Origin of the sequence: Clostridium folliculivorans (assembly GCF_024341905.1) — a bacterium.
In the GTDB taxonomy this organism is placed as follows: domain Bacteria; phylum Bacillota; class Clostridia; order Clostridiales; family Clostridiaceae; genus Clostridium_AR; species Clostridium_AR folliculivorans.
Genome location: NZ_BQXY01000002.1, coordinates 221,011 through 244,498, shown reverse-complemented (window position 1 = coordinate 244,498; position 23,488 = coordinate 221,011). Strand labels below are relative to the sequence as shown.

21 protein-coding genes are annotated in these 23,488 nt (G+C 29.1%); 3 read left to right on the top strand and 18 right to left on the bottom strand.

Features of this window, described 5'->3' with window-relative positions:
* Positions 1-35: 35 nt before the first annotated feature.
* Positions 36-935 carry a quinolinate synthase NadA gene (gene nadA, locus OCU55_RS07465; RefSeq protein WP_261851698.1) on the bottom strand — a complete coding sequence of 300 codons (900 nt, stop codon included), beginning with the start codon at positions 933-935 and terminating at the stop codon, positions 36-38.
* A 297-nt stretch (positions 936-1,232) separates the two neighbouring features.
* On the bottom strand, positions 1,233-2,204 hold the full coding sequence (gene mraY / locus OCU55_RS07460) for a phospho-N-acetylmuramoyl-pentapeptide-transferase (protein ID WP_261851697.1): 972 nt from the start codon (positions 2,202-2,204) through the stop codon (positions 1,233-1,235).
* Positions 2,205-2,398: 194 nt separating this feature from the next.
* Between mraY and OCU55_RS07455 the strand changes: the two genes are divergently transcribed.
* Positions 2,399-3,250: a helix-turn-helix domain-containing protein gene (locus OCU55_RS07455; RefSeq protein WP_261851696.1), complete on the top strand. Its 852-nt coding sequence runs from the start codon at positions 2,399-2,401 to the stop codon at positions 3,248-3,250.
* An 898-nt stretch (positions 3,251-4,148) separates the two neighbouring features.
* Here the strand turns inward: OCU55_RS07455 and OCU55_RS07450 are convergent.
* The 8 genes from OCU55_RS07450 to OCU55_RS07415 all read right to left on the bottom strand — a co-directional run bounded on the left by OCU55_RS07450 (position 4,149) and on the right by OCU55_RS07415 (position 13,577).
* Complete coding sequence (locus OCU55_RS07450; protein ID WP_261851695.1) at positions 4,149-6,788, bottom strand: EAL domain-containing protein; 2,640 nt, start codon at positions 6,786-6,788, stop codon at positions 4,149-4,151.
* 53 nt (positions 6,789-6,841) lie between these two features.
* Positions 6,842-7,237 (bottom strand): bacteriohemerythrin, encoded by a 396-nt coding sequence (locus OCU55_RS07445; RefSeq protein ID WP_261851694.1) that lies wholly within the window; start codon positions 7,235-7,237, stop codon positions 6,842-6,844.
* Between the two features lie 398 nt (positions 7,238-7,635).
* Positions 7,636-8,328, bottom strand: a complete 693-nt coding sequence (locus OCU55_RS07440; protein WP_261851693.1) for a response regulator transcription factor — start codon at positions 8,326-8,328, stop codon at positions 7,636-7,638.
* 47 nt (positions 8,329-8,375) lie between these two features.
* On the bottom strand, positions 8,376-9,818 hold the full coding sequence (locus OCU55_RS07435) for a sensor histidine kinase (protein WP_261851692.1): 1,443 nt from the start codon (positions 9,816-9,818) through the stop codon (positions 8,376-8,378).
* A gap of 17 nt (positions 9,819-9,835) precedes the next feature.
* Positions 9,836-10,414 (bottom strand): CDP-alcohol phosphatidyltransferase family protein, encoded by a 579-nt coding sequence (locus tag OCU55_RS07430; RefSeq protein ID WP_261851691.1) that lies wholly within the window; start codon positions 10,412-10,414, stop codon positions 9,836-9,838.
* A 26-nt stretch (positions 10,415-10,440) separates the two neighbouring features.
* Positions 10,441-11,667, bottom strand: coding sequence for an ABC transporter permease (locus tag OCU55_RS07425; RefSeq protein WP_261851690.1), 1,227 nt, complete (start codon positions 11,665-11,667; stop codon positions 10,441-10,443).
* A gap of 12 nt (positions 11,668-11,679) precedes the next feature.
* Positions 11,680-12,372, bottom strand: coding sequence for an ABC transporter ATP-binding protein (locus OCU55_RS07420; RefSeq protein ID WP_261851689.1), 693 nt, complete (start codon positions 12,370-12,372; stop codon positions 11,680-11,682).
* Positions 12,372-13,577 carry an efflux RND transporter periplasmic adaptor subunit gene (locus OCU55_RS07415; RefSeq protein WP_261851688.1) on the bottom strand — a complete coding sequence of 402 codons (1,206 nt, stop codon included), beginning with the start codon at positions 13,575-13,577 and terminating at the stop codon, positions 12,372-12,374. The genes OCU55_RS07420 and OCU55_RS07415 overlap by 1 nt, the downstream gene beginning before the upstream one ends.
* 339 nt (positions 13,578-13,916) lie before the next feature.
* On the opposite strand from OCU55_RS07415, the gene OCU55_RS07410 reads away from it, so the two are divergent.
* Positions 13,917-14,282 (top strand): cytochrome b5 domain-containing protein, encoded by a 366-nt coding sequence (locus OCU55_RS07410; protein ID WP_261851687.1) that lies wholly within the window; start codon positions 13,917-13,919, stop codon positions 14,280-14,282.
* 82 nt (positions 14,283-14,364) lie between these two features.
* Positions 14,365-15,726, top strand: a complete 1,362-nt coding sequence (locus OCU55_RS07405) for an MATE family efflux transporter (protein WP_261851686.1) — start codon at positions 14,365-14,367, stop codon at positions 15,724-15,726.
* 130 nt (positions 15,727-15,856) lie between these two features.
* On the opposite strand, the gene OCU55_RS07400 is transcribed toward OCU55_RS07405, so the two are convergent.
* From OCU55_RS07400 to OCU55_RS07365, 8 genes are all read right to left on the bottom strand, one after another.
* A complete protein-coding gene (locus OCU55_RS07400; protein ID WP_183277323.1) occupies positions 15,857-16,969 on the bottom strand; it encodes a ribose-phosphate pyrophosphokinase in 1,113 nt (370 codons plus the stop codon).
* A gap of 421 nt (positions 16,970-17,390) precedes the next feature.
* A complete protein-coding gene (locus tag OCU55_RS07395; RefSeq protein WP_261851685.1) occupies positions 17,391-18,002 on the bottom strand; it encodes a class I SAM-dependent DNA methyltransferase in 612 nt (203 codons plus the stop codon).
* A 97-nt stretch (positions 18,003-18,099) separates the two neighbouring features.
* On the bottom strand, positions 18,100-18,816 hold the full coding sequence (locus OCU55_RS07390; protein WP_261851684.1) for a class I SAM-dependent methyltransferase: 717 nt from the start codon (positions 18,814-18,816) through the stop codon (positions 18,100-18,102).
* Positions 18,817-19,013: 197 nt separating this feature from the next.
* Positions 19,014-19,253, bottom strand: a complete 240-nt coding sequence (locus OCU55_RS07385) for a hypothetical protein (RefSeq protein ID WP_261851683.1) — start codon at positions 19,251-19,253, stop codon at positions 19,014-19,016.
* A 271-nt stretch (positions 19,254-19,524) separates the two neighbouring features.
* Positions 19,525-19,824 carry a hypothetical protein gene (locus OCU55_RS07380; protein ID WP_261851682.1) on the bottom strand — a complete coding sequence of 100 codons (300 nt, stop codon included), beginning with the start codon at positions 19,822-19,824 and terminating at the stop codon, positions 19,525-19,527.
* A gap of 341 nt (positions 19,825-20,165) precedes the next feature.
* A complete protein-coding gene (locus OCU55_RS07375) occupies positions 20,166-20,609 on the bottom strand; it encodes a GNAT family N-acetyltransferase (RefSeq protein ID WP_261851681.1) in 444 nt (147 codons plus the stop codon).
* Between the two features lie 281 nt (positions 20,610-20,890).
* Positions 20,891-21,637, bottom strand: coding sequence for a ribonuclease Z (locus tag OCU55_RS07370; RefSeq protein WP_261851680.1), 747 nt, complete (start codon positions 21,635-21,637; stop codon positions 20,891-20,893).
* Positions 21,638-21,855: 218 nt separating this feature from the next.
* On the bottom strand, positions 21,856-23,031 hold the full coding sequence (locus OCU55_RS07365) for a GGDEF domain-containing protein (RefSeq protein ID WP_261851679.1): 1,176 nt from the start codon (positions 23,029-23,031) through the stop codon (positions 21,856-21,858).
* Between the last annotated feature and the right edge of the window lie 457 nt (positions 23,032-23,488).

Here is a 23,488-nt window from a genome sequence, read left to right as displayed (position 1 = left end):
AATAGAAAAATACTGTTTAAATTTTATAAATCTTCTTAAACTGTATGCATCCTCATCAGGCAGTCAAAGGCATTAATTCTTAATTCTTCATCAAGTAAAATTTCATTCTTTTCAAAAAGTAATGCATCTCTTACATCATTTATAGAAGTTTTTTTCATATTAATACACATTAATCCTCCTCTCGGAGTGAAGAATTTTTTATTAGGATTTCTCTTTTTTAGTTCATGAATGACTCCTTCTTCAGTGGCTATTAAAAAGTTCTTATTATTGCTTGAAGTTGCATAATCTATTATTTCTGAGGTGCTTCCTATAAAATCAGAAAGATCTCTTATTTCCTTTTCACATTCAGGATGAGCTAAGATTAATAAATCTTCAATTGCTTCCTTTGCAGTAAGAATTTCTTCCTCTTGAATTCTTTTGTGAGTAATACAGAAGCCAGGCCAAGGTATTATTTCTTTATTTGGCACCTTCTCTTGAATATAGGAGGCTAAGTTCTTATCAGGTAAAAATATAATCTGTTCATTGTCAATTGAATTAACTATCTTTAATGCATTGGATGAAGTACAACATATATCACTTACAGCTTTTACTTCTGCAGAAGAATTTATATAACACACTACAGCAGCCTTAGGGTACTTGCTTTTATACTCAAGTACTTTTTCAGCAGTGGCCATATCTGCCATAGGGCAGCCCGCATCTAATGCTGGCAGAAGCACCTTCTTGTGAGGCGATAGTATTTTAGCGCTTTCAGCCATAAATTTAACACCACAAAATACTATGGTGTTTTGATCAGAATCTTTAGCTATTTTACTTAAGTAATACGAATCTCCTATATAATCAGCAATTTCTTGTACTTCTGGTCTCTGATAATAGTGCGCAAGTATTATTGCATTTTTTTCTCTTTTTAAAACTTGGATTTCTTCAATCACCGACATGATATTCACCATTCCTTTACAGATGTATATACACTAGTATACATAAAATATACCATCATATAACTTCTATTTCAAGAAGAACATTCTACTGTATCTTAATTATATGTCTTTTAAAATAGAAAATTGTATAACATCATCTAATAAAAAAGTGGCTAAAGTGATCTTCTTATTGAGCCTTTTTGCGCATCTGCCCTTCTGAATGTATATGAGGAAAATTTACCAGGCAAATATATTTAAAATGATCTGCGTAAGAAAGTTACATTTAAGTCATGAGCCTTTAAATGTACAATACTATAATTAAAATTGTATTATATTAATTAAAGATAAATACCCAATGATACAAAGAACTGCCGTAGTAAGAGAAAACATAGTTACAATTCTAGTTTCATGAAATCCAGATAATTCAAAAGAATGATGTATTGGAGTCATCTTAAATACTCTCTTTCCTGATATCTTGAATACTATTATTTGTATAAATGTAGTCAACGTTTCAATTAGATATACTCCTCCTACTATTGGTATAATTAGTGGCAACTTAAGTACAATTGCTATAGAAGCAACAAAACCACCTAAAGCTAAGGAACCAGTATCTCCCATAATTATTTTTGCTGGAAATATATTAAATCTTAAAAAACCTATTAATGATGCAAACAGTGAACTACAAACTATTGCTAAGTAATTCTTATCAAAAAGAAGACAAGCTGATGTAAAGAAGATTGCTATGAGCATTGTTACTGTGCCAGCTAAACCGTCTAGCCCATCAGTTAGATTTACAGCATTTGTTACACAGGTATAGAAAAATAAAATAAACGGGATGTAAAATATGCCAATATGAATGTTTTTAAGTGTAAACGGAATCACTAATATATCACTTACATTTAAATTTTTATTAGCAAAATATATGAGGTAGCTAGCTCCTAGCAATATGAGAATAAGCTTTTGAAGTACATTTAACCCCTCATTCTTCTTTTTGAAGGTTTTTAGTACATCATCTAAAAACCCAATAGTACCAAAAATTAAAAATGATAATATTACAAACATTACTTCATTGTTAAAATCCTTTATCATAATAACAGAAGTAACTACCGTTGAAATGATAAATATAAATCCTCCAAAGATTGGTGTTCCAGCCTTCTTTAGATGCGCCTTGGGCTGTTCATCTCTTATGTACTGTCCTATATTTTCTTTTTTTAGAGCAGGTATGATTAGCCTTCCGATAATTATTGAAAGTAAAAACGAAAAAATTATACAGGTAGTAATATCAAACATAATAGTAGTCCTTTCTTTAAGTTAATTAATTTTAATAATTTTGATATTTATTGAAAATCCATTATTATGGTAATATATAAGATGTCAATACTCAATAAAACTATAAAAATATGTGATTAAATTGAAAATGTTATAATTTTAGTTGAATATTATTCAACTAAAATCATAATCAAATACTTTAAGGAGGTTTTTTATTGAATAAAGGAACAAAGAACACTAAGGAAATGAGCCAAATAGACAATGAAAAACTCTATACAATAAAAAAAGAGTCTTTAAATGAAATTAATATTGTGAAAGCATCTAAAAATAGTTTGTTTGAAAACATATCGACTAACTTCATATATAACCTAAAAAGGCTAATTCAACTAGAAGGCACACAAAAGCAATTGGCAAAGAAAATTGGAGTATCAGAAGATTTGCTTTCCAAATACAAAGCAGGTGATGCATTCCCTTCTATTGAAACATTAGCTTATATATGTAATGTATATAATATTAAGATTGATAGATTTATAAGCTTGAGATTATCAGCATTAGAATTAGAAAGTATTGAGAAAGGACTCAATTCAAATAGTAATATATTTTTCGATAGTTATTATTGCTATTTTTTTGCCACCAACATAGGTAAAGAAGACTCTATTCATGAAGGAATCTTAGAATTTCATAATAAAAGAATTAGTTTTAAGATAATGTTAGGTGATTCTCTTATGAAGAACTTTTCAGGAAACATTAATAATTCTGAAAAAATCATGACTTTTAATATGCAAAGTACAGAAGATGGTATTAGCTATATAAGTATGACAAAACCAAACATAAACAAGGGAAAATATGTTGGCGGTCTTGCTATGCTTTTCTTGCCTTCAGATGCTAATAGTAAGCCATGTTGTCAAAAATTATTAATAAGCAATATCAGGATTAATCGACATACATATTATGAAGAGCTAAAAAAACTCTTGACTTTTAATTCATGTAAATCTGAACTTAGAAATTTGAAACTTTCCTCTTTTGAAGATGAAAAAGCCTATAATTTTATAGAGTCATTAATATAGACCAGGTTAGAGAACTTAGTACTATAGCCTATAAATTTGTAAAGTTATTATATTAAATCCTATATTTACCGGGTATTCAATCTTGCCAAAAGGTTATATTAATAGTGTAAGAAACATAGTGATGAAAAGAGTCAGTTAATTCTATCAAATTTTCAAAACTATCGATTTTGTATTGATATAAGATGAAATAATTTGATTGGAATGATTGAATTTCTTTAGTCTATACTTATAATATTAGTATTTCTATTTAATATAAGTAATATCCAAGGTATAAACTCTCGGATAAGATTTTATATGGTTAGGAAAAGCTTTATTACAGTCATATAGTTTTAGTATTTTGATTGTAATAAGGTTCCAACTTATCATATAAGGTCGAGATAAGATTTTATTAGGTGTTGTAATGGTTATATATAGCCGAAAGGTTATATATAGTTGTGTAAATATCTAATAAGGTCGAGTGAACCATTAATATTTGGTAGTGATGTGCTTATTTATAGTCGAAAGATTATAATTAGGTAATAAATTATCTTTATTAGTGCTAACCGCATCACTATGTTTCTTATATCTAATAATTAAATCATTTTTACACCTTCTTATCTGGTACGATAGTATGCTAAAATTACTATCGTTTTTTACTGTAAAAAAGTATGAACTTTTATGACAGTTAAACATTGATATTTCAATGTTTCTAGAAACCTTTTATGACTATACTAAAAAAACAAAACCTATTTGTCTGCCAAGTTTTTCTCATGTTAATTAAGAAAGACAGATGCGAAAAAAATTAATGAACAAGGTGGTTTCAGTGCCTTTTTCATTAACCCTATAAATAACATAAAAAGGCTTAACCATAAACTATATGATTAAGCCTTTTTGCTTTACAGTATATTATAAAATTATCCTATAGTAACTTTTCTATATCTGTGTTAGAAACAGGCCTAGAAAATAAAAATCCTTGTATCTTATCACATTTATGTTTTTGTAAGTATTTCAATTGTTCATTAGTTTCAACACCTTCTGCGATAACCTCTAAATTTAGCTTGTGAGCCATAGAAATTATATCTTCAATAATTATTTTTGTATTTTCAATTCCGCAGATATCATCGACAAAGCTTTTATCTATTTTTATTACATCTAATGGCAGTTTTATTAGATAAGATAAAGATGAATATCCTGTGCCAAAATCATCGAGCGATATACCAATGCCCATTTGTTTTAGCTTATTTAAAATACTAATATTGTTGTCAAAAGATTTTATGACGGTTCCTTCTGTAATCTCAATCTTTAAATATTTAGGATCCAAATTTGTTTCTTTTAGGACAGTCTTAACTCTCTCAACAAATAAAGGAGACTGAAATTGATGTTCAGATACATTTACAGCAACGGGAATTTTCTTCAAGCCCTTTTCCTGCCAGATTTTATTCTGTGTACATGACTCCATAAGAACCCAATCGCCAATTTCCTTAATTAAGCCAGTCTTCTCGGCTAAAGGAATAAATTCATATGGCGGGATTACACCTCTTATTGGATGATTCCACCTTATTAATGCTTCTACACCTTCTAATTCACCACTTATTGCATCGAAATACGGTTGATAGTTTAAGTAAAATTCTTTTTGCATTATAGCTTTTCTTATGCTCTTTTCAAAATCACTTTCCAATTGGACCTTTTTAGACATTTCTTCATCATAAATTTTAAATCTGCCCTTGCCTTCTTCTTTAGCATTATACATAGCTATGTCGGCTTTTTTTAAAATCTCAACTGATTCTATTCCGTGTTCTGGTATAATTGCTACTCCGATACTTGCTGCAACATAAAAAGGCTGATTGTTGATCAATATTGGTTTATCAAAAATTTTTATTATTTTTTGAGCTGTGTCATTAAGTTCATTTTCTTCATCTAATTTATGTTGAACTATTATAAACTCGTCCCCACCAAATCTGGCTACGGTATAATCTTCCCCTAATACAGACAATAGTTCGTTACTAGCGCATTTTAGAACTATATCACCATAGTCATGTCCAAGTGTATCATTGATATTTTTAAAGTTATCTAAATCAAGAAAATAAACAGCTGCCTTTCCACCATTTTTAGTAACATTTTTTATTAATTCGTCTAATTTATCATTTAAATAAGTTCTATTCGGAAGTTTAGTTAAATTGTCATAGTAAGCCATTTTAAAAATCTTTGATTGATAATTTCTTTTTTCCGTAATATCAGAAATTGATCCTGCCATTCTCACAATTGATCCAGATTCATTTCTAAAAATCCTTCCCTTACACTGAATCCATATGAACTCTTCTCTTTCTAGATTTAATCTAAAGAAAACCTCATATGAATTGGTTTTTCCCATGAAATATTCTTCTAAAGAACTTAATACTGATTTTCTGTCCTCTGGATATACAATTCCTCTTAGGAACTCAAAGTAATTTTCAATTTCTTCCTCTTGAACGCCTAACAGTTCTCTCCAAGGCTTAGATAAGTAACCTATATCATTCTCTACGTCCCAATCCCAGACACCGTCGTTTGATGCTTCCAAAACTAAACGATATCTTTCTTCACTTTCCTTCAGTGCAATTTGATTTTTATATAGTTGTTCATATTGATTTTCTAAGTTTGTCTTTGTTTCAGATAATTCCATATTAACAACTGCTAATTCATCATAATTTTTCAAAACAGTAGATTTAAGTCTATCAATATAAATCTTTAAAAAGATAAATATCATGACAATTATACATACAGCAAATCCTAACAATGTTAGATAACTCTTATGCTGATTTGCAATATATTCTTCCGAATTAGCATAGAAATACTTTTTATATAGTTCTTCAAAGACACCTGATTTTTTTAATTGATCAATTCTAGTATTAATATAGGCTACAAGTTCAGGTTTATCCTTACTTACTGCATAAGCTTCTTCTACTGGAAATAAATTAGTAACTTGAGGAATTATCTCACCCTTTAAGTTTTTATGCATTAGTATATAATCCATTAACTGTTGATTCTCAAAGATTACATCTATCTTTTCATCTTCAAGGTCCTTAACAGCATCTTCCATGTTGTCGTAAGCTATGTAATCATTAACCTCCAGTTTGTCCCTTAAAATATTTTCAGTAAAATACCCTTTGCCTACTCCAACTTTATATTCTTTTAGTTTATTTAAATCAACTTGTCTATAATTATGACGAGTATAAATAGCAGAGTATGCTTTAAATAAAGGCTTAGTAAACAATACTTCTGTTTTTCGACTGTCAATTATACCAGCTATACCACCAACATCCACTTCTCCTGAAATTAATCTTTTGTAAACACAATTCCAAGTATCAGAAGATACATGCACGTCATATTTATCACTATTAAATATTAAGTTTATTAAATCCACATCGAATCCATGCAAATAATTTTTAGATGTAAATGTGTATGGAGGATAATTTTTATCAACTTGATAAGTAACTTTTGTTGTAGCTTTAACCCCAAAAGAAGTAAAGCAAATAAAATATATTAGCATCATTAGAAATATTTTTATCTTTTTTGTACTCATATCACGACTCCCTGCAAAGCAATTTTAGACTTTACATCGACTTAAAATTGTATTTAAATTTGTTTATTAAAAAGCTTTAGATCTTCTGAAATCATGTGTTGGTCTAGCCATGAATATATAAATTCAAACAACGTTTGTGAGCTTTCCTTGTTAGTGATAATCTCATCAAAATCATAATAACATAATCTTTTAATAAAAAAATAATGTTCTTGCCTATGGCTCACAAATTCTGCATATTCAATCTCCGACATATAATCTTCTTCAATTGAAAAACTAAATTTTGCATATGTTATAAAATCTTTAAGAGCATTTGTGAGATGGCATCTACTAACTTCATTGCTTTCTGATTGTATGAATGTTACTATATCGTAGCCAATTTCAAACAATTTTTTATGGTTATCATCTATAAAACTTGATCCTGTTTCATACTTCATAGACCACTCAAACATTCATTTTCTCCCTTCTACTGATACAAAATTTAGTTAATCAAATTAATATTATTTAAATATCTGTAAAACGCCACTAAATTTTTGTCGTATTTTGATGTTTTTTGTAATATGTATTTATCGGTTATAAAATTTAAAACTTAATTAAGTTTATAAATTTTTACAATAAAAAAGTCGCTGAAGTGGGTTGCTTCAGCGAGCTTTTTTAACGCATCTGCCTTTCCGAATGTATATGAGGAAAATTTGGCAGGCGAATAAGTTTTATTTTTTACTGTGTATCAATAAAAAGCTTGTAAAATAGTTAAAATATCTAGGTTTAACAAGCATAAAAACTTTATACTTTCTCAAACAGCAAAAAAGTCACTGAAGCTGCTTCCTTCAGTGATCTTTTTTATTGTAACCTATAAAGTAAATCTATATCCAATTCCCCATATAGTTTCAATGTACTCTGGATTTGATGGATCAAACTCTATTTTTTCTCTTAATCTTCTTACATGAACTGTAACTGTTGCTATACCGCCCACAGGATCTAATCCCCAGATTCTTTCATATAATTCTTCTTTTGAAAAAACTCTATTAGGGTTATTTAATAGTAAAAGTAAAAGTTCATATTCTTTTGATGTAAACTCTATTTCTTTACCATTAACATATACCTTCCTTGCAGTTTTATCTACTGAGATTCCTCTAACTTCTATTATTTCTTTATCTATTATGCTATTACCACTTTTTAATCTTTCATATCTTGAGATATGAGCCTTAACTCTAGCAACCATTTCATTAGGACTAAACGGCTTAGTCATATAATCATCTGCACCAAGCCCTAATCCTCTCATTTTATCAACGTCTTCCTTCTTTGCAGATACAATGATTATCGGAATCTCTTTTTGTGCACGAATCTTTTTGCATATTTCAAATCCTCCTATACCTGGAAGCATGAGATCTAAAATTATTAAATTATAGTCTTCATTTAAAGCCTTTGCTAATCCGCTATCGCCATTATTTTCAATATCAACCTCAAAACCATTGATTTGTAAATAATCCATTTCAAGATCTGCAATACTCACATCATCTTCAATTATTAATACTTTTTGCATTAAATCTCACCTACCTAGATATAAAATTTTATAAACATGCTACTACATTATTTTTTGAAACTAAGAAATATAGATGTACCTTTGTTCAATTCACTACTTACTGTAATTTTTCCATTGTGTTCATCCATAATCTTTTTGGCTATTGCAAGACCTAGCCCACTTCCACCAATAACGGTTTCTCTAGAAGTGTCTGCTCTATAAAATCTTTCAAAAATATAAGGTAATGATTCTTTAGGAATTCCTTTTCCGTTATCTCGTATTTCAACAGTCACCAAATCATTATTTGACTTAACAACTATATTTATAGCAAGCTTACTGTCTGTTCTGTACTTTATAGAGTTTTCTACTATATTCATAATAGCTCTTTTTACTTTTTGTACATCTATATCAATCAAAGTAGGCTTTTCAGGTACATCAGCTATCAATTCAACTTTAGATTGATCAAGGTCAAAATTTATTTCTTCAACACAATCTTGAATATAAATATTCATATCAACAGTTTGAAATTTAAAAGGTTCCTTATTCAATTCTAGCTTTGAATATAAGAATAAATCATTTATCAAACTATCCATGTAATTTGCCTTCGTCAAAATAGTATTTACGTACTTTTCCATTTTGTCTGGAGTGTCAGCTACCCCATCTTTAATTCCTTCTATATAACCTTTAATTGAAGTTATTGGAGTTTTTAAATCATGAGATATACTTGCAATAAGTTCTTTACGATTTTCTTCGTACTGATTTTGAATTTCTAGAGATTCCTTAAGTCGTAACCTCATTTCCTCAAAAGTTTCTGCAACTTCTCCTATTTCATCTTTAGAGTCAATATTAAGCTTATAATTCAAATTTCCTTTTAAAATTTCTCCTGCGCCCTTATCTAATTCTTTTAGTGGCTTAACAATGCTTTTTGACACAAAATAAGTTATTATGCCGTTAGTAGCCATTAATATAATTAAAACTAATACCATAACTATTAAAACATTTTGCTTAAACATTTTCTTATAGCTTTCAAGGTCTATTATATAATAGATACTACCTTTATCCTTTTTACTTGTTGTAAAGTCCTGTTTCCATAAAATTATAATCTTCTTCTTAAACTGATCATTAGAATTTGAATTAAAAGAAGTTAATGCATCTTCACTTAAATCTTTTCTTATAAAATTTGAAGAATAATCAATTTTATCGTTAACTAAAGTTACTATACCAGTATATTTCATATTTGAACTATTTTCTAGTTGGAGGAGATAATCATGATTTAAAAAGTTATCTGGAGTACTTAAAACTTCACTATTTACTTTTTGTAGTAATTTATTATTCTCAGTGACAAGTTCAGTAAAGAATGCAAAGTTACCTTTTCCGAGCTTGCCTGAAATATCATATTTTGAATTGCTTTCTGTTAATGCTATAAATATATTACTTAAACATGTCAAAAGTAAAAATGAAGTAATAAGAATGGTTACATATGTCAACTTAAGTTTCCTTTTTATGAACACGAAATCCCTCCTTTTATTTATCTATCAATATTAATAAATTGTCTGTTTTTAAAGAAATAGTCAACTGCATATATCACTGTCACTAAAAGTGCGATATACAATACCATATAAGGTATTACACCAATAAAGCTATTTGCTACATATTCTTTTACTTTATGAAAATTATAATCAATACTCATTTTTGAAAGCAGTATTATTATAGAACTCATTTGGAAAACAGTTTTTACTTTTTCCAAAGTACTTTTTGCAAGCAAAAGCCCATCTGAATTACCTATTGATACAAGTCCGCCAATTGCAAACTCTACCGATATAATGGTTACAGCTACAAAACTAGGAATTATATTTGTTTCAACTAAATAGATCAAAGCTGTAGTAACAAGAATTTTATCAATCAATGAATTTATTAAAACAACTAATTTGTCTGATTTATTCTCTTTCCTAATAAAGTTCTCATAAAATACATCTATCATGGTAGCAGCAATGAACACCGCTGTAGCAATACTTCTACGATGAGGTATTCCTTTTATAGACATAAATACTAAAAAGATTGTTGCTAAAATCAATCTTGTCATAGTAAGTTTATTTACGAATTTCATATAAATTCACCCCTATTTAATAAAGTTTACTCATATCTTAACGCTTCAATAGGATCTAGCTTAGCAGCTTTTCTAGCAGGGTAAATTCCAAAGAAAATTCCTACTGCTGAAGAAAAAGCTATTACTCCTATAATTGCAGATATTGATAAAGATGGTGTAATACTTGCAAAACTTCCTATTCCATAAGCGCCTATTATTCCAACAAGCAATCCTATGATTCCTCCTATAAGAGAAATTATAACTGATTCTGTTAAAAATTGAAGAAGTATCTTATTAGTTGTAGCACCTATTGCTTTTCTTATACCTATTTCTCTAGTTCTTTCAGTTACTGAAACTAACATAATATTCATTACGCCTATACCACCTACAATAAGTGATATAGCAGCAACAGCTCCTATAAAAGTAGTGAAAATTCCAAGTACATTATTAATTTGATCAAGCTGACTTAATGCTCCCTGAGCAGTATAAATATCTTTTCCTCTGTTATTATGTCTACTTTCTAATACGTTTTTTGCACTATTGCCTGTTTCTTCTAAAGTATCTTTATCGGAAGCCATTATGCTTATTTTATCAATAGAAAATTCATTTGAGTACATATTTTGTAGTAATGTAGCAGGCACATAGAATATACCTGGTCTTTGATTTCTACCCATATTTTTGAAAGTAGATCCAAAAGGTGAAACAGTAACCCCTATTATTGTAGCTTTAATTGGAGATTTTGCAGATCCAATTTTAATACTCTTTCCTGTAACGTCTGTATACCCAAACAAGTCGTTTGCAGAATCCTCATCAATTATAACTACGTTTTTTCCTTCTGTATATTCTCTTTCATTAAAAGCTCTTCCATATAAGAATTCAGTGTTTTGTATTATAAATCCGTCTGTATTGGTCCCAGATATACTTGCTCTTTTATTACTTGTGTCAGAAATAGCTACTCCAGTTTTAGATACACTAGGAGCTACATATTTTGCAGTGTCCACCTTGTTTCTTATTTGTTTTATATCTTCAAAAGTTATCATATCACTTTCAGATGCCTTTGTTGTGTCAGTAGATACATTTACAGTTGACGAACCAAGCTTTTCAAACTCACCTGTTATAGACTCCTGACCACCTGCTCCTAACGATATAATTGCTATAACTGAGCTTATTCCTATAATTATACCAAGCATCGTTAGAAAAGAACGCATTTTATTAGATATGATACTATCAATTGCCATTTTGAAGTTTTCTAGTAAACTACTTATTATATTCATTAGTTTTACCTCCTATAGAATTATTCTATTTTCGACTAAGTAGTCATCAACTATTAGTCCATCCTTGAACCTAACTATTCTTTTTGTGTGCTGTGCTATATCTGGTTCATGAGTAACCATTATAACAGTTGCACCGTCGTTATTTAAGTCCTGGAATATTTTCATTATTTCTATAGAAGACTGAGTATCTAGATTTCCAGTAGGCTCATCTGCCATTATTACTGCCGGAGTATTCACTATTGCTCTAGCAATAGCAACTCTCTGTTTTTGACCTCCTGAAATTTCATTTGGTTTATGCTTTACTCTATCACCAAGACCAACCTTATCAAGAGCTACTAAAGCTTTTTCTCTTCTAATCTTTTTAGGTATACCAGCGTATACCATAGGAAGTTCAACATTCTCTAAGATTGTCATTCTAGGTAGTAGATTGAATGCCTGAAAAACAAATCCTATTTCTTTGTTTCTAATAAAAGCTAATTCTTTATCATCAAGATTTGATACGTTTTGTTCATTTAAAATATATGTTCCGCTATCCATTCTATCTAAACATCCGATTATGTTCATCAAAGTAGATTTACCAGAGCCTGACGGTCCCATTATAGAAGTAAATTCACCTTTTTCAATTTTAAGGTTTATACCTTTAAGTGCAGTAAAATTAATATCTCCGTTTACATACTTCTTAATTATATCTTTAACCTCTAGCATTACTTACCATCACCCGCTTCTTTAACTGTTACCCCATTCTTAACACTTGAACTCGGATTAAGAATAACTTTATCTCCATTGCTTAACCCTTCAGTTACTTGAGCCTCCATATCAGATTGAAGTCCAAGTTTTACTTCTTTCTCTACTGCTTTACCGCCACTTATAACATATAAATAGTTCCTATCATTTTTATCTGTTCTTAAACTTTCAGCTGGTACTTTTATTACATTGTTTACTTGTCCAAGAAGTACATCTACATCTGTGTCAAAATCAATCTTTAATCCGTCTGGTTTATCTAATATATCTATTTCTACTGGAAGTGTTGATTCAGTACCGGTTGCAGATGTAGTAGTTTTTGCAGATGGTCCAATAAATGAAACCTTTCCTTTTAACTTTTTATCTCCACTTTTTATAACTGCTTCTTGTCCAAGTTGAATTTTCGCAGCATCAAACTTTCCAACTGACATAACAGCCTTTAAATTATTCACATCCTGTATTGTTATCGCTGGTTGAGCTGCAGCTACTGTAGCTGCGCCCTCTGCAACATTTAATGCAGTTACTACTCCATCAAAATCAGCTACAATTGTACTTTGACTTTTTGAAAGGTTATCTTTAGCGGTATCTAATGCAATTTTTTGAAGTGCAATAGTATTATCTGATTGCTTAAGCTGTTCATCACTAAATTGTGGCTTTGAGGCAGCATCTCTTTTTGACTGAACCGTTGCTAATTGTGACTGTAATGCTGATATATTATTTGCAGTCTGCGGATTCTTCTTCGCCTCATTAATTTGATTATTTAAATCAGAAATCTGTTTATCTAAATCAGGTATGCTATTTTTAAGAGCATTATTTGCATTCACTTGAACCTGCTTTGCAAGTACTGCATTATCGTAGTTTATCTGAGCTTGCTTTACACTTATATTTGGATCAGTTACATCAAATTCCACAAGTACTTGTCCCTTTGTTACGGAATCTCCAACCTTTACATTTACCTTTTTTACTTTACCTTGGATTGGATAATAATCTTTACTATTCTTAGATTTTATAGTTGCAGTAGTTGAAAGATAGGATTGAATATCACCAGTTGATACACTTGCAGTTTTCACACTTAAATAGTGAGTTGTGTTTTTTCTGCTCCTAGCATAACCTAATCCTCCAACCACTACTATTGCTACTAATACTATAGCTATTACTTTCTTTTTCATCCAAAATTCCTCCCATGTAATCAAACATATATTCAATAATTAAATTCAAAGACTTATACAAACATGCACCATTCAACTTAAAATAATATCTCTATATTGAAATAGTACATCTTTATTGTACATGTTGATTATAAAATTAATTGAAAGAAATTATTAAATAATTCTAAACTAAATCTAAAATCTTTTATAAATTTCAAAAATCTATACAATTCATTTATATAACATACAATACTGCTCTCTTCTAAGCAGTTGTGATACAAAGGCTAAATACGCTAGCTTTAGAATGAAAAGAATATTTTTCAATTAAATAGCAAATAAATAAGCTAAGGAGATGATTATATGGTAAAAAAACTACTTAGTATTATGTGTATGCTTGTATTAACTTTATCTTTTACTTTATTTGGATGCACAAAATCAAATGAAGCTTCAAATAAAAATAATACAAACAATTCAAGCACTACTCAATCTATACCAGATAAAACCTTTACTTTAGATGAACTAAAAAAATATGATGGTCAAAATGGAAACCCAGCATATGCCGCAGTAAGTGGTATTGTATATGATGTTACAAATGCTGAGGACTGGCATAATGGTAAACATAAAAATGGAATAACTGCTGGCAAAGATCTCACTCAAGAAATCAATCAAGCAGCCCATGGAACCAAAGTGTTAAACAATCTACCTATAGTAGGAAAGCTTAAATAGTAAGTCTATTAAATTAGACTAGTATGATAATACCACCAAACTATGCTATAATTATATGGCTAATGTTATGGAGGTTACTTTTATGAACTTATTATCTTTATTTGATGACAAAAAATTTTTCAGAGACACTATAAAGCTAGCCTTCCCCATAGCACTTCAAAATTTTATATTGTCTTCGCTAAATTTATTTGACAATATAATTATTGGAGGACTGGGGGAAGTTGCAATTGCGAGTGTTGGACTAGCTAACCAAATGTTTTTCTTGTTAAATCTAGTGTTGTTTGGTGTAGTAAGTGGCGCTTCTATTTTTACAGCGCAATACTGGGGAAAAAAGGACTTGAAGAATATTAAAAGAGTTCTAGGAATATGTCTTATTACTGCAATAACTGTGTCGTCAGCATTTACAATTGCTGCTTTACTTTTTCCTAGACCAATAATGAGTATTTTCTCTAATGATCCAGCAGTTATAAAAATGGGTGCAAATTATTTAAGAATAATCTGTCTTAGTTATATAGTTACCGCAATATCATTTGCTTATGCTGCAACCTTACGTAGCTTGGGACAGGTAAAAGCACCGATGGTAGTAAGTATTATTGCACTAGCTATAAACACAGTTCTAAATTTCACTCTAGTATATGGTGTGGCTGGTATTCCTGGACTTGGAGTATATGGATCTGCTTTAGGTACATTGATAGCCCGTATTGTAGAATTTATATTAATGATATTTGTTGTTTATAAATTCAAATTCCCTCTCGCAGCAAAACCAAAAGAACTATTAGACATATCACTGGAATTTGCTAAAAGATTCTTTAAGATAACTATACCTGTTATTTTAAATGAAAGTTTCTGGGCATTAGGGGTTACTATTTATTCAGTTGTATACGCACATATGGGCACAGCTATTGTTGCATCTACTAATATAGTAAGTACTATTGATAGACTTGCAATGGTTGTGTTTTTAGGATTTGGGAATGCTGCTGCAATAATGATAGGACAAAAGATAGGACAAAAGGATGAAAAGACTGCTTTTCTATATGCTAAACGATTTATAATAATGAATCCACTTATTGGTGTTATTGTAGGACTTATAATATATTTAGGAGCTCCGTCTATTTTATTTGCTTATAGTGTATCTCCTGAAGTTCACAATTACTCTAAATCATTACTTCATATACTCGGTATCTTCCTTTGTATAAAGGTATTCAATTATACAAATGTTGTTGGTATACTTAGAAGCGGTGGCGATACGAAGTTTTGTCTACTACTTGATATTGGTGGAATGTGGCTTGTAGGGGTGCCTTTGGTTGCTCTAGCAGGATTATACTTTCATATGCCGATAGATAAAGTTTATATATTCGTATTTATGGAGGAAATAGCTAAGTTTATTGTTGGCTTTCCTAGGATTGCATCTAAGAAGTGGATAAATAATCTAGTAGTTCATTAATGATTAATTAATATTTTTAAGTCGAGTTTAAATATATGGATGTACCACTTCGATAACAAAGAAGGTTAGAACTAAAATTTTAGTTCTAACCTTTTTATTGTATATAGGAATATTATCAAATCTTTTAATATTATCTGTTTTTTAATAATTCAGATATTACATATGTTGCATCCATGTATGAAGCAATAGATTGGTCACCATTTAATCTATTTATTATTCTAGCAATAAATTGTGACATATCTACTTTTTTAAACCACTCTGCTTCTTGAACTTCAGGAGCTATGTATGTAAGGTTAGTTGAGTAAACTCTTGTTATAGTACCATCTTCATAGAACTTTTGGAACTTTTCAGCTCCTTCTGTAAAGAATGCAAAAGTTGCAGCTACATAAACATTTCTTGCTTTTCTTGCTTTAAGTTCTTTTGCTATATCAAGCACAGATTCTCCAGATGCAATCATATCATCTACGATAAGTACGTCTTGACCTTCAACATCTCTTCCCATATATTCATGTTTTACTATAGGGTTTTTACCATTAACTATTGTAGAATGGTCTCTTCTCTTATAAAATAGCCCAACATCAAGACCAAGAACACTTGAATAGTATATAGCTCTATCCATAGCTCCTGTGTCAGGACTAATTACTAGCATTTTATTTTTATCTATTTCTGCTGACTTTTCTTCTGTGATAAAAGTCTTTAGTATGTCATAAGTAGGATAGAAATTTTCGAAAGATAAAAGTGGAATCGCATTTTGAACATTAGGATCATGTGCATCAAATGTTAATATTTCTTGCACTCCTAATCTTTCTAATTCTTGTAATGCTAAAGCACAGTCAAGTGATTCTCTGCCTTTTCTTCTATGTTGTCTTGAAGCATAAAGAAGTGGCATTATAACAGTTATTCTTCTTGCCTTACCTCTTATAGCTGAAACTGTTCTTTTTATGTCTTGGAAATGCTCATCTGGGCCTTTAAAAGTTTTTACCCCAAACATGTTATATGAACAGCTATGATTACCAACATCGCAAAGTATGTAAATATCTTTACCTCTAACCGTTTCTGAAAGCTTTACCTTTCCTTCCCCATTAGAAAAGCGTATTTCATCTGAAGGAATTAAAAAAGATTCACTTACGCCCCTTTTAGCCTTGATTTCTTCATCAATTTTTTGTCCTAAAGCTTTACAGCTTTCTAAAACTATAAGACCTAATTCTCCATTATTGTGGATAAAAATTTGATTTTCGTTCATCTTCATACTCCTTATTATAATTATATATATATTATACTTGTATTTTCTATTTTATGAATCAATTATTATGTCGGATTAACTCGATATTTCAAGTATTTTCTTATTCAACTTAACTAATTCATGACTTTACTCATAGTTTCTACTATTTGTCATACTATATAAATATCCCCTAAAAATTTTATATAAGTCATAAAATCTAAAATTAATGCTCTAATTTATAAAATATATAATTTAAAATAAAAGTTAAATTTTAGAAGAAATGCACGGTGTCTCATTAACACTATCTTTATCAAATATTTGTTTTATTGTTATTAAGTCGAAATTGATGATTAGATTTAATAATAAAAGCCACTCATATCAGTATAATTATTATCTGTTTATGAGTGGCTTTATCATTGTTTATTCTACATATTTAAACTATCTATTTTATACCTTTAATTATGAATAAAGAATATTCTATTACTTCATCGCCAATATCCTTTGTATCTAAGTAAAATGTATGGGCTTTAACCTCTTTAAGTCCAGCATTCTCAAAAATCTCTATAAGCTCAGCCTGATCAAATCCATTATGGCCATGAAACCCAGCTTCATTTTTATGAAAACTACCATCTTCTTTGTTTAAATCAATTATGCAAAGGTATCCTTCCTTGTTAAGAAGTTCATACAACTTATTAACTATACTATTTGTATCATTAATATGATGTAGTACCATTGAGCTATATATTATGTCGTACCTCTTATCAAATACATTATTAATTGATATGTCTAATTTTTTTATTATTACGTTATTAACTTTATAAGTTTCAATCTTAGATTTAACTACATCAAGCATCCCTTCTGAGGAATCGATAAGTGTTATTTCTTTTAACTTATCATGCAGATTAAAACTAATAAGTCCTGTTCCACATCCAAATTCCATTGCAGAAAGTCTTTGATCTATAGGAATAAAATTTTCCATTTCCTTAGATATAATTCTAGCTCTAGAAATTCGCTTCTCAGTGTCCCATTCTTTTGAAAATTCATCAAATCCCATATGACACCTCACTTCACTATAACGATAAAGTTTTGCCTTACTATTAAAAAAGATAAAATTCATTTATATGTTTAACTCTTGTTGGAATTTGCAAAATTTATGATTTCTTTTTCATTAATACGGACCATAAAAAAGATTTTCCAAAAATATTATTATCCTTTGATTCTTTCATTTCCTCAAATTCAAGTAGGTCAAAATAATGTTCGAGAATATTTTTAAGTTTATACTCAGTGAATCCCATACCACCACACATAGAATTTTGTCTATATACATCATAATCACTTATATTCGCTCCGCCCTTTAAATTAAAGCAGTTCATAGCAAAATAACCATTGGGCTTTAAAAGTTTAGATATAGTACTCAAATATCTATACCTTCTATGAGGTTTTATATGATGAAAGCAACCACCGTCATAGATAAAATCAAAGCTTTCGTTATCAGCTTCAAAGTCAAAAATAGATTTACAAAGAAAAGTTACTTCTAAAGAACCTTCAATTGACTTTTCTCTTGCAATTTTAATTGAAGTATTTGAAAAATCTATTCCTGTGACATTAAACCCATTTTCAGCTAAATATATAGAGTTCCTTCCCCTTCCACAACCTACGTCAAGTGCATGTCCTCTAGATAATAAACCTCGTTCAAAATATGAAACAATATTACAATCCGGAATATCACTAAAGAAAGGAACAGAGCTTATATCTCTTAAGTAAAACTTATCCCACCAGTCACTTTCTCTTTTTTCTAAAAGGTTGTCCAACATATCAAGTACATCATCTTCAGTTTTTATAATTTCTTCGTTCAAATTATTGTCCATAGATACCTCTCTTGTAAAGTTAAAATTATATGTATAATTATACCATAAAGCATATAATTTGAGAGTCTCTGCATTATTACTCCTAATTTTAAGTTACTACTCTAATATGAGTAGTATTTCTCATCCATAAAAATGTTTAATTTTTTTTACTAAGTAAAATCTATCATTGAATTATTAAATTAAAGCTATAGCTAGAATCAATAAGTTTCATTTTGCTTCTGCTTTAAAAGTTTATTGCAATCATCACAAATGCCATCATTATTAAGTGCAAGCGGTTTAAAGTAACAACGTAAATTTCTTGTTTCTGTTGGTGGATATGGATATAGTTGTTCCAATATGTTTGGCTTGTATCCTCTATGATGACACATACTACATTTATTTATCCATTTTCTTTGTGTAGGATGCATCGATAAAAATTCTTCTCCATTATCTATCACTATTTTATACACCACCAATCTAATTTTTTGTGTGAATTATTAGTTATATATTATAAGAAACCATAACTATATATAGTTTACCCAATATTCTGACTTTTTATAATGTTTTAGACTAAATTATATTCATATAATTATACTTTTAGAATAATTCAACTGAGCAATTACAATGTTTATCAGCCATAAAAAATTATATTTTCCTTTACGATAAAAGTTTATTAGAGAAGCTATTTAGAGCTTTTCTAATAAACTTATGCTATGTTAAAAATACATACTATTTTTTAGTTTTTTTCTTGAAAGTTGCAGCTGCAAGCAGACTTAGAAAGAAGCCCATGAATATGTTAAAAAAGATAACTATATACGAATATTGTACATTTAACTTATACATCAATTCTCCAATTATTGCTTCTAAAATTACATAAGATACACATATGAAAGCAATCCAAGCTGTATTAGTTTTTAATTTTATTTTCTTCTTTAGGAATGATAATAAATCATATTTTTTATATAACGCACTAAATAGAAACCACGAACCGCATATTATTATTACTTGTTCTAAGCTGTTAGTCGACATTTTTTCTCTCCTCTTTTCACTAAGAATACTTTTGATCCATTTATAATATTTATCTAACTCTTCATCTTTAATTAAGTTAGTTCTTTGACGTATCGACATCAGCTGATAATATAACTGATTTTGGAAAATGTATACCCAAATTAATCCTCTACTTATTTACTTTCTAGATAGATTGTCCACTTCTTCTTTATTATCAAAACACATCCCTATATTCCATAAAAGCATTCTCTAAAATCACGTTTAAATTTATAATAGTCGTATCTTTTTTCCATACCAATCATAAAATTATGAAAATAAATATATCCTTTAAATTAAACGGTGTTCATGGACTTATAGTTAGGCTATTTCTTGTAAAGCATATCTATATGAGGAATACCATCTTCTAAATATTCTTCAGATATCGCTTTAAACCCAAAACTTCCGTAAAAATCAAATAAGTATGCTTGTGCTTGAATTTTTATTTCTGTTTCCTTAATATTTTCTTCAATGAAACTAATAGCTTTCGCAAGCATTTCTCTTGAAATACTCTTACCTCTATAGTCTTTTCTTACTATTACTCTTCCAATTGACGCTTGTTCATAAGCGACACCTTTATTTAATATTCTTGTACAGGCCACAATTTCGCCCTCATCTTCTAAATATAAGTGGTATGAGTGTTGATCTTTACCATCAGGGTCTAGATATACACAATTTTGTTCTACAACAAAAACCTCACTTCTTAATTTAAGAAGTTTATATACTTCTTCTCCTGTTAATTGATTGAAGGTTTTAATTTTCCAAATCATCAAGTTATCCTCCATGTAAGTAATTGATTTAAATCTTAAAAAATATTTATGAATTTGATTGAAATTATTTACGTATAATTACTACAATATATGCTTAAAAATCAAATAAATATAGTTTTACTATATTGAATAATTATAACATAATATTGCCAATTGATTAACTTATATTAAATAGATATAAGTTATTAACTAACGCCACAGTAAGTAGATTATATGCTAGCAACTCTCAACTTTCTAATAATTAAGAATTTAAAAGCATTTCAATCTAGTAACAGATTTTATTAGAATTTAACTTCCAGTCCATCAAAGGCTGCAAAAGAGTTTGCAAAAGTCTCTTTTGCATTCAATTCAGCTTCAATCCTCATTTCTTTATTAGTATAAGTACTTGCATCAAAATGCATTAAATAAAGATTTTTAGCTTCAGCTTCTTTTGCAAGCTTTGCTGCCATTTGAGGATTAAGATGTACATTAGCATCTTTTTTTGCATTTGGTGCCATACTACATTCTGTAATTAATATATCTGCATCTTTAGCTAAGGCAATAGCGTTTTGGCATTCAGCGGTATCGGTGCAGTATGTAATAATCTTATTGTTTATCTCTAATCTAACCCCTAAAACTTCTATACTGTGTTTCAACGGCAGAAAACTTGCTTTAAAAGGAAGGGTATCTTGAATTTTATCTACTTCCAATATTTCTACTTTGAAAGGAAGTTGTTTTATTGGTACTGTGAAAGGTGAGCTGATAAATCTTTCCAAAAAGTCTTTTCCTCCATCTTGCACTATAATATATAATCCATTAGAAAATTTGTTTTTAACCAATGTGTGTAATCCTGAAATGTGATCTAAATGAAAATGGCTTAAAAATAGATAGGCTGGTTTATCATAAGAAATATATTTATTCAACTTATAAATTCCATTACCAGCATCTAATATTAAACAATACTGTTCTGTTTCTATTAGAACAGATGGAGTGTTCCCTGTTTCTGAATCGTACCATCCATTTGTTCCTAAAAATATTATCTTTGACATATTACATCCTCCAGTTGTGTTGTTTTAAATAAAACTAACTTTCTATAGTATTTCCTAACTTCTTAACATTATATATAAGTTTTATTGGTCTAATATTGCCTTTATAACTACATACTCTTAAAAAAGTACAAGCCATGAGGCTGTGAATCATCTACTCTCATGACTATTATCATTTAAATTATTTAAGTTTCAGTTATTTTCCAACTTAATACTATAAATTAAAAAATACAAACTTTATTGCGACCAGTTCTTTTTGCTTCATATAAAGCTTTATCTGCATGACTGTATGCTTTGCCGAAATCTACTTCCGAAATATTATCAATTGAACAAATACCAAAACTTGCAGTAATTTTTATTATGTCTTTCTCAAAATTAAAAGCATATTGTTCTATTAAACTTCTTAAATTTTCACAGATAACTTTAGTTTCTTCTAAGGTTTTGGTTGATAGTAAAATTAAAAACTCTTCTCCACCAAAGCGAGCCAACAAATCCTGCTCTTTAATGTTGTTTTTCAATATGACAGCTATAGCCTTTAGAACGTAATCACCAATTAGATGTCCATATGTATCATTGATATTTTTAAAATAGTCTATATCTGCTATAACTACGTAAGATCTAGTATTTGGGCATTTCTTATTATAATCAAAATCTTTTAACTGTTTCATAAAGTATCTTCTATTTGGAATCCCAGTAAGATAATCATAATCTGATAAGTACTGAAGTTTTCTATTTACATCTTTTAACTTAATATTTTTAGCTAAGTGAGCAACTTGATTATTGTGCATAAACTTGGATAAAAATAAAGCCGATACAAAGAAAAAGCTTCCATTAACAAGATTAGAAATTAATATATTCCAGCTATGCTGAAAGATTATCATAACAATAATAAAGGTTATAAATGTAGTAGTATAAATAACATTTTCATATGGTGGTTTTATAAGTATTACTAAGCCGCTAAAAATTATATTTATGCCAAAAACTAAAATTTGTCCTGTAGTGATCTGATCTAGTCCTGATATTAATGTAAGTAACACTAATATAACACCTAGAGTAGAATATATTACTCTTTCAATTAGTTTGATAGAAAAAGTCTTATTTTTATTGAGCCATGTATTAATAAGTGTAAATCCTAATAAACAGACTAGAATAATAAGTGAATGTAACAATAAATAGTATATATATATTCCTCTGGTAGAAGGAGTTATATTTTCTATTCGTGGCAAATCATATGCTAATACTAATAGCATTTCCATGATTGCAGTTATACTTAACCCTATCCGTAGTCTTTTCATATTAGTTATCGCAACATCTTTATCTATATCTGCTCTCTGTTTATTAGTAAGTTCAATGTCATTTTTAAGGTTAAATATATCAAAGTCAAATATCTTAGCCACCACTTTACCTCTCAAGTTTTTCTATGTTCTCTTTCATTAATCCTTAAAGTAAAATTACGTATAGTTTATTTGTATAAATTCGTATTGTTACATTAATTCTCTAATAATACAATAATAACATATTTTTTCATTAACTTATCCTCTTAACTAAACATTTATTTTAAAATAGATTTCGGTTTTAAGTGGTACGAATCTTTATTTGGATAAGTTCTAATATGAAGCAGTTTATCTATATTTACCTTTTTTGATAGTAACCTTTTATATAAAACTGTTGACTTTTTATAACTGGTCTTTACAGTAAAAAAAGAGTAAACAAACTGCATACTCCTAATTTCAACACAATACTTTAACAACTACTATAATAAAAGCACTAGAATTTATGCAACTCTAGTGCTTTTATTTCATAAGAACTTACCAAATTAAACTCATTTTCTATATGCTAAGTCTATTAATATTA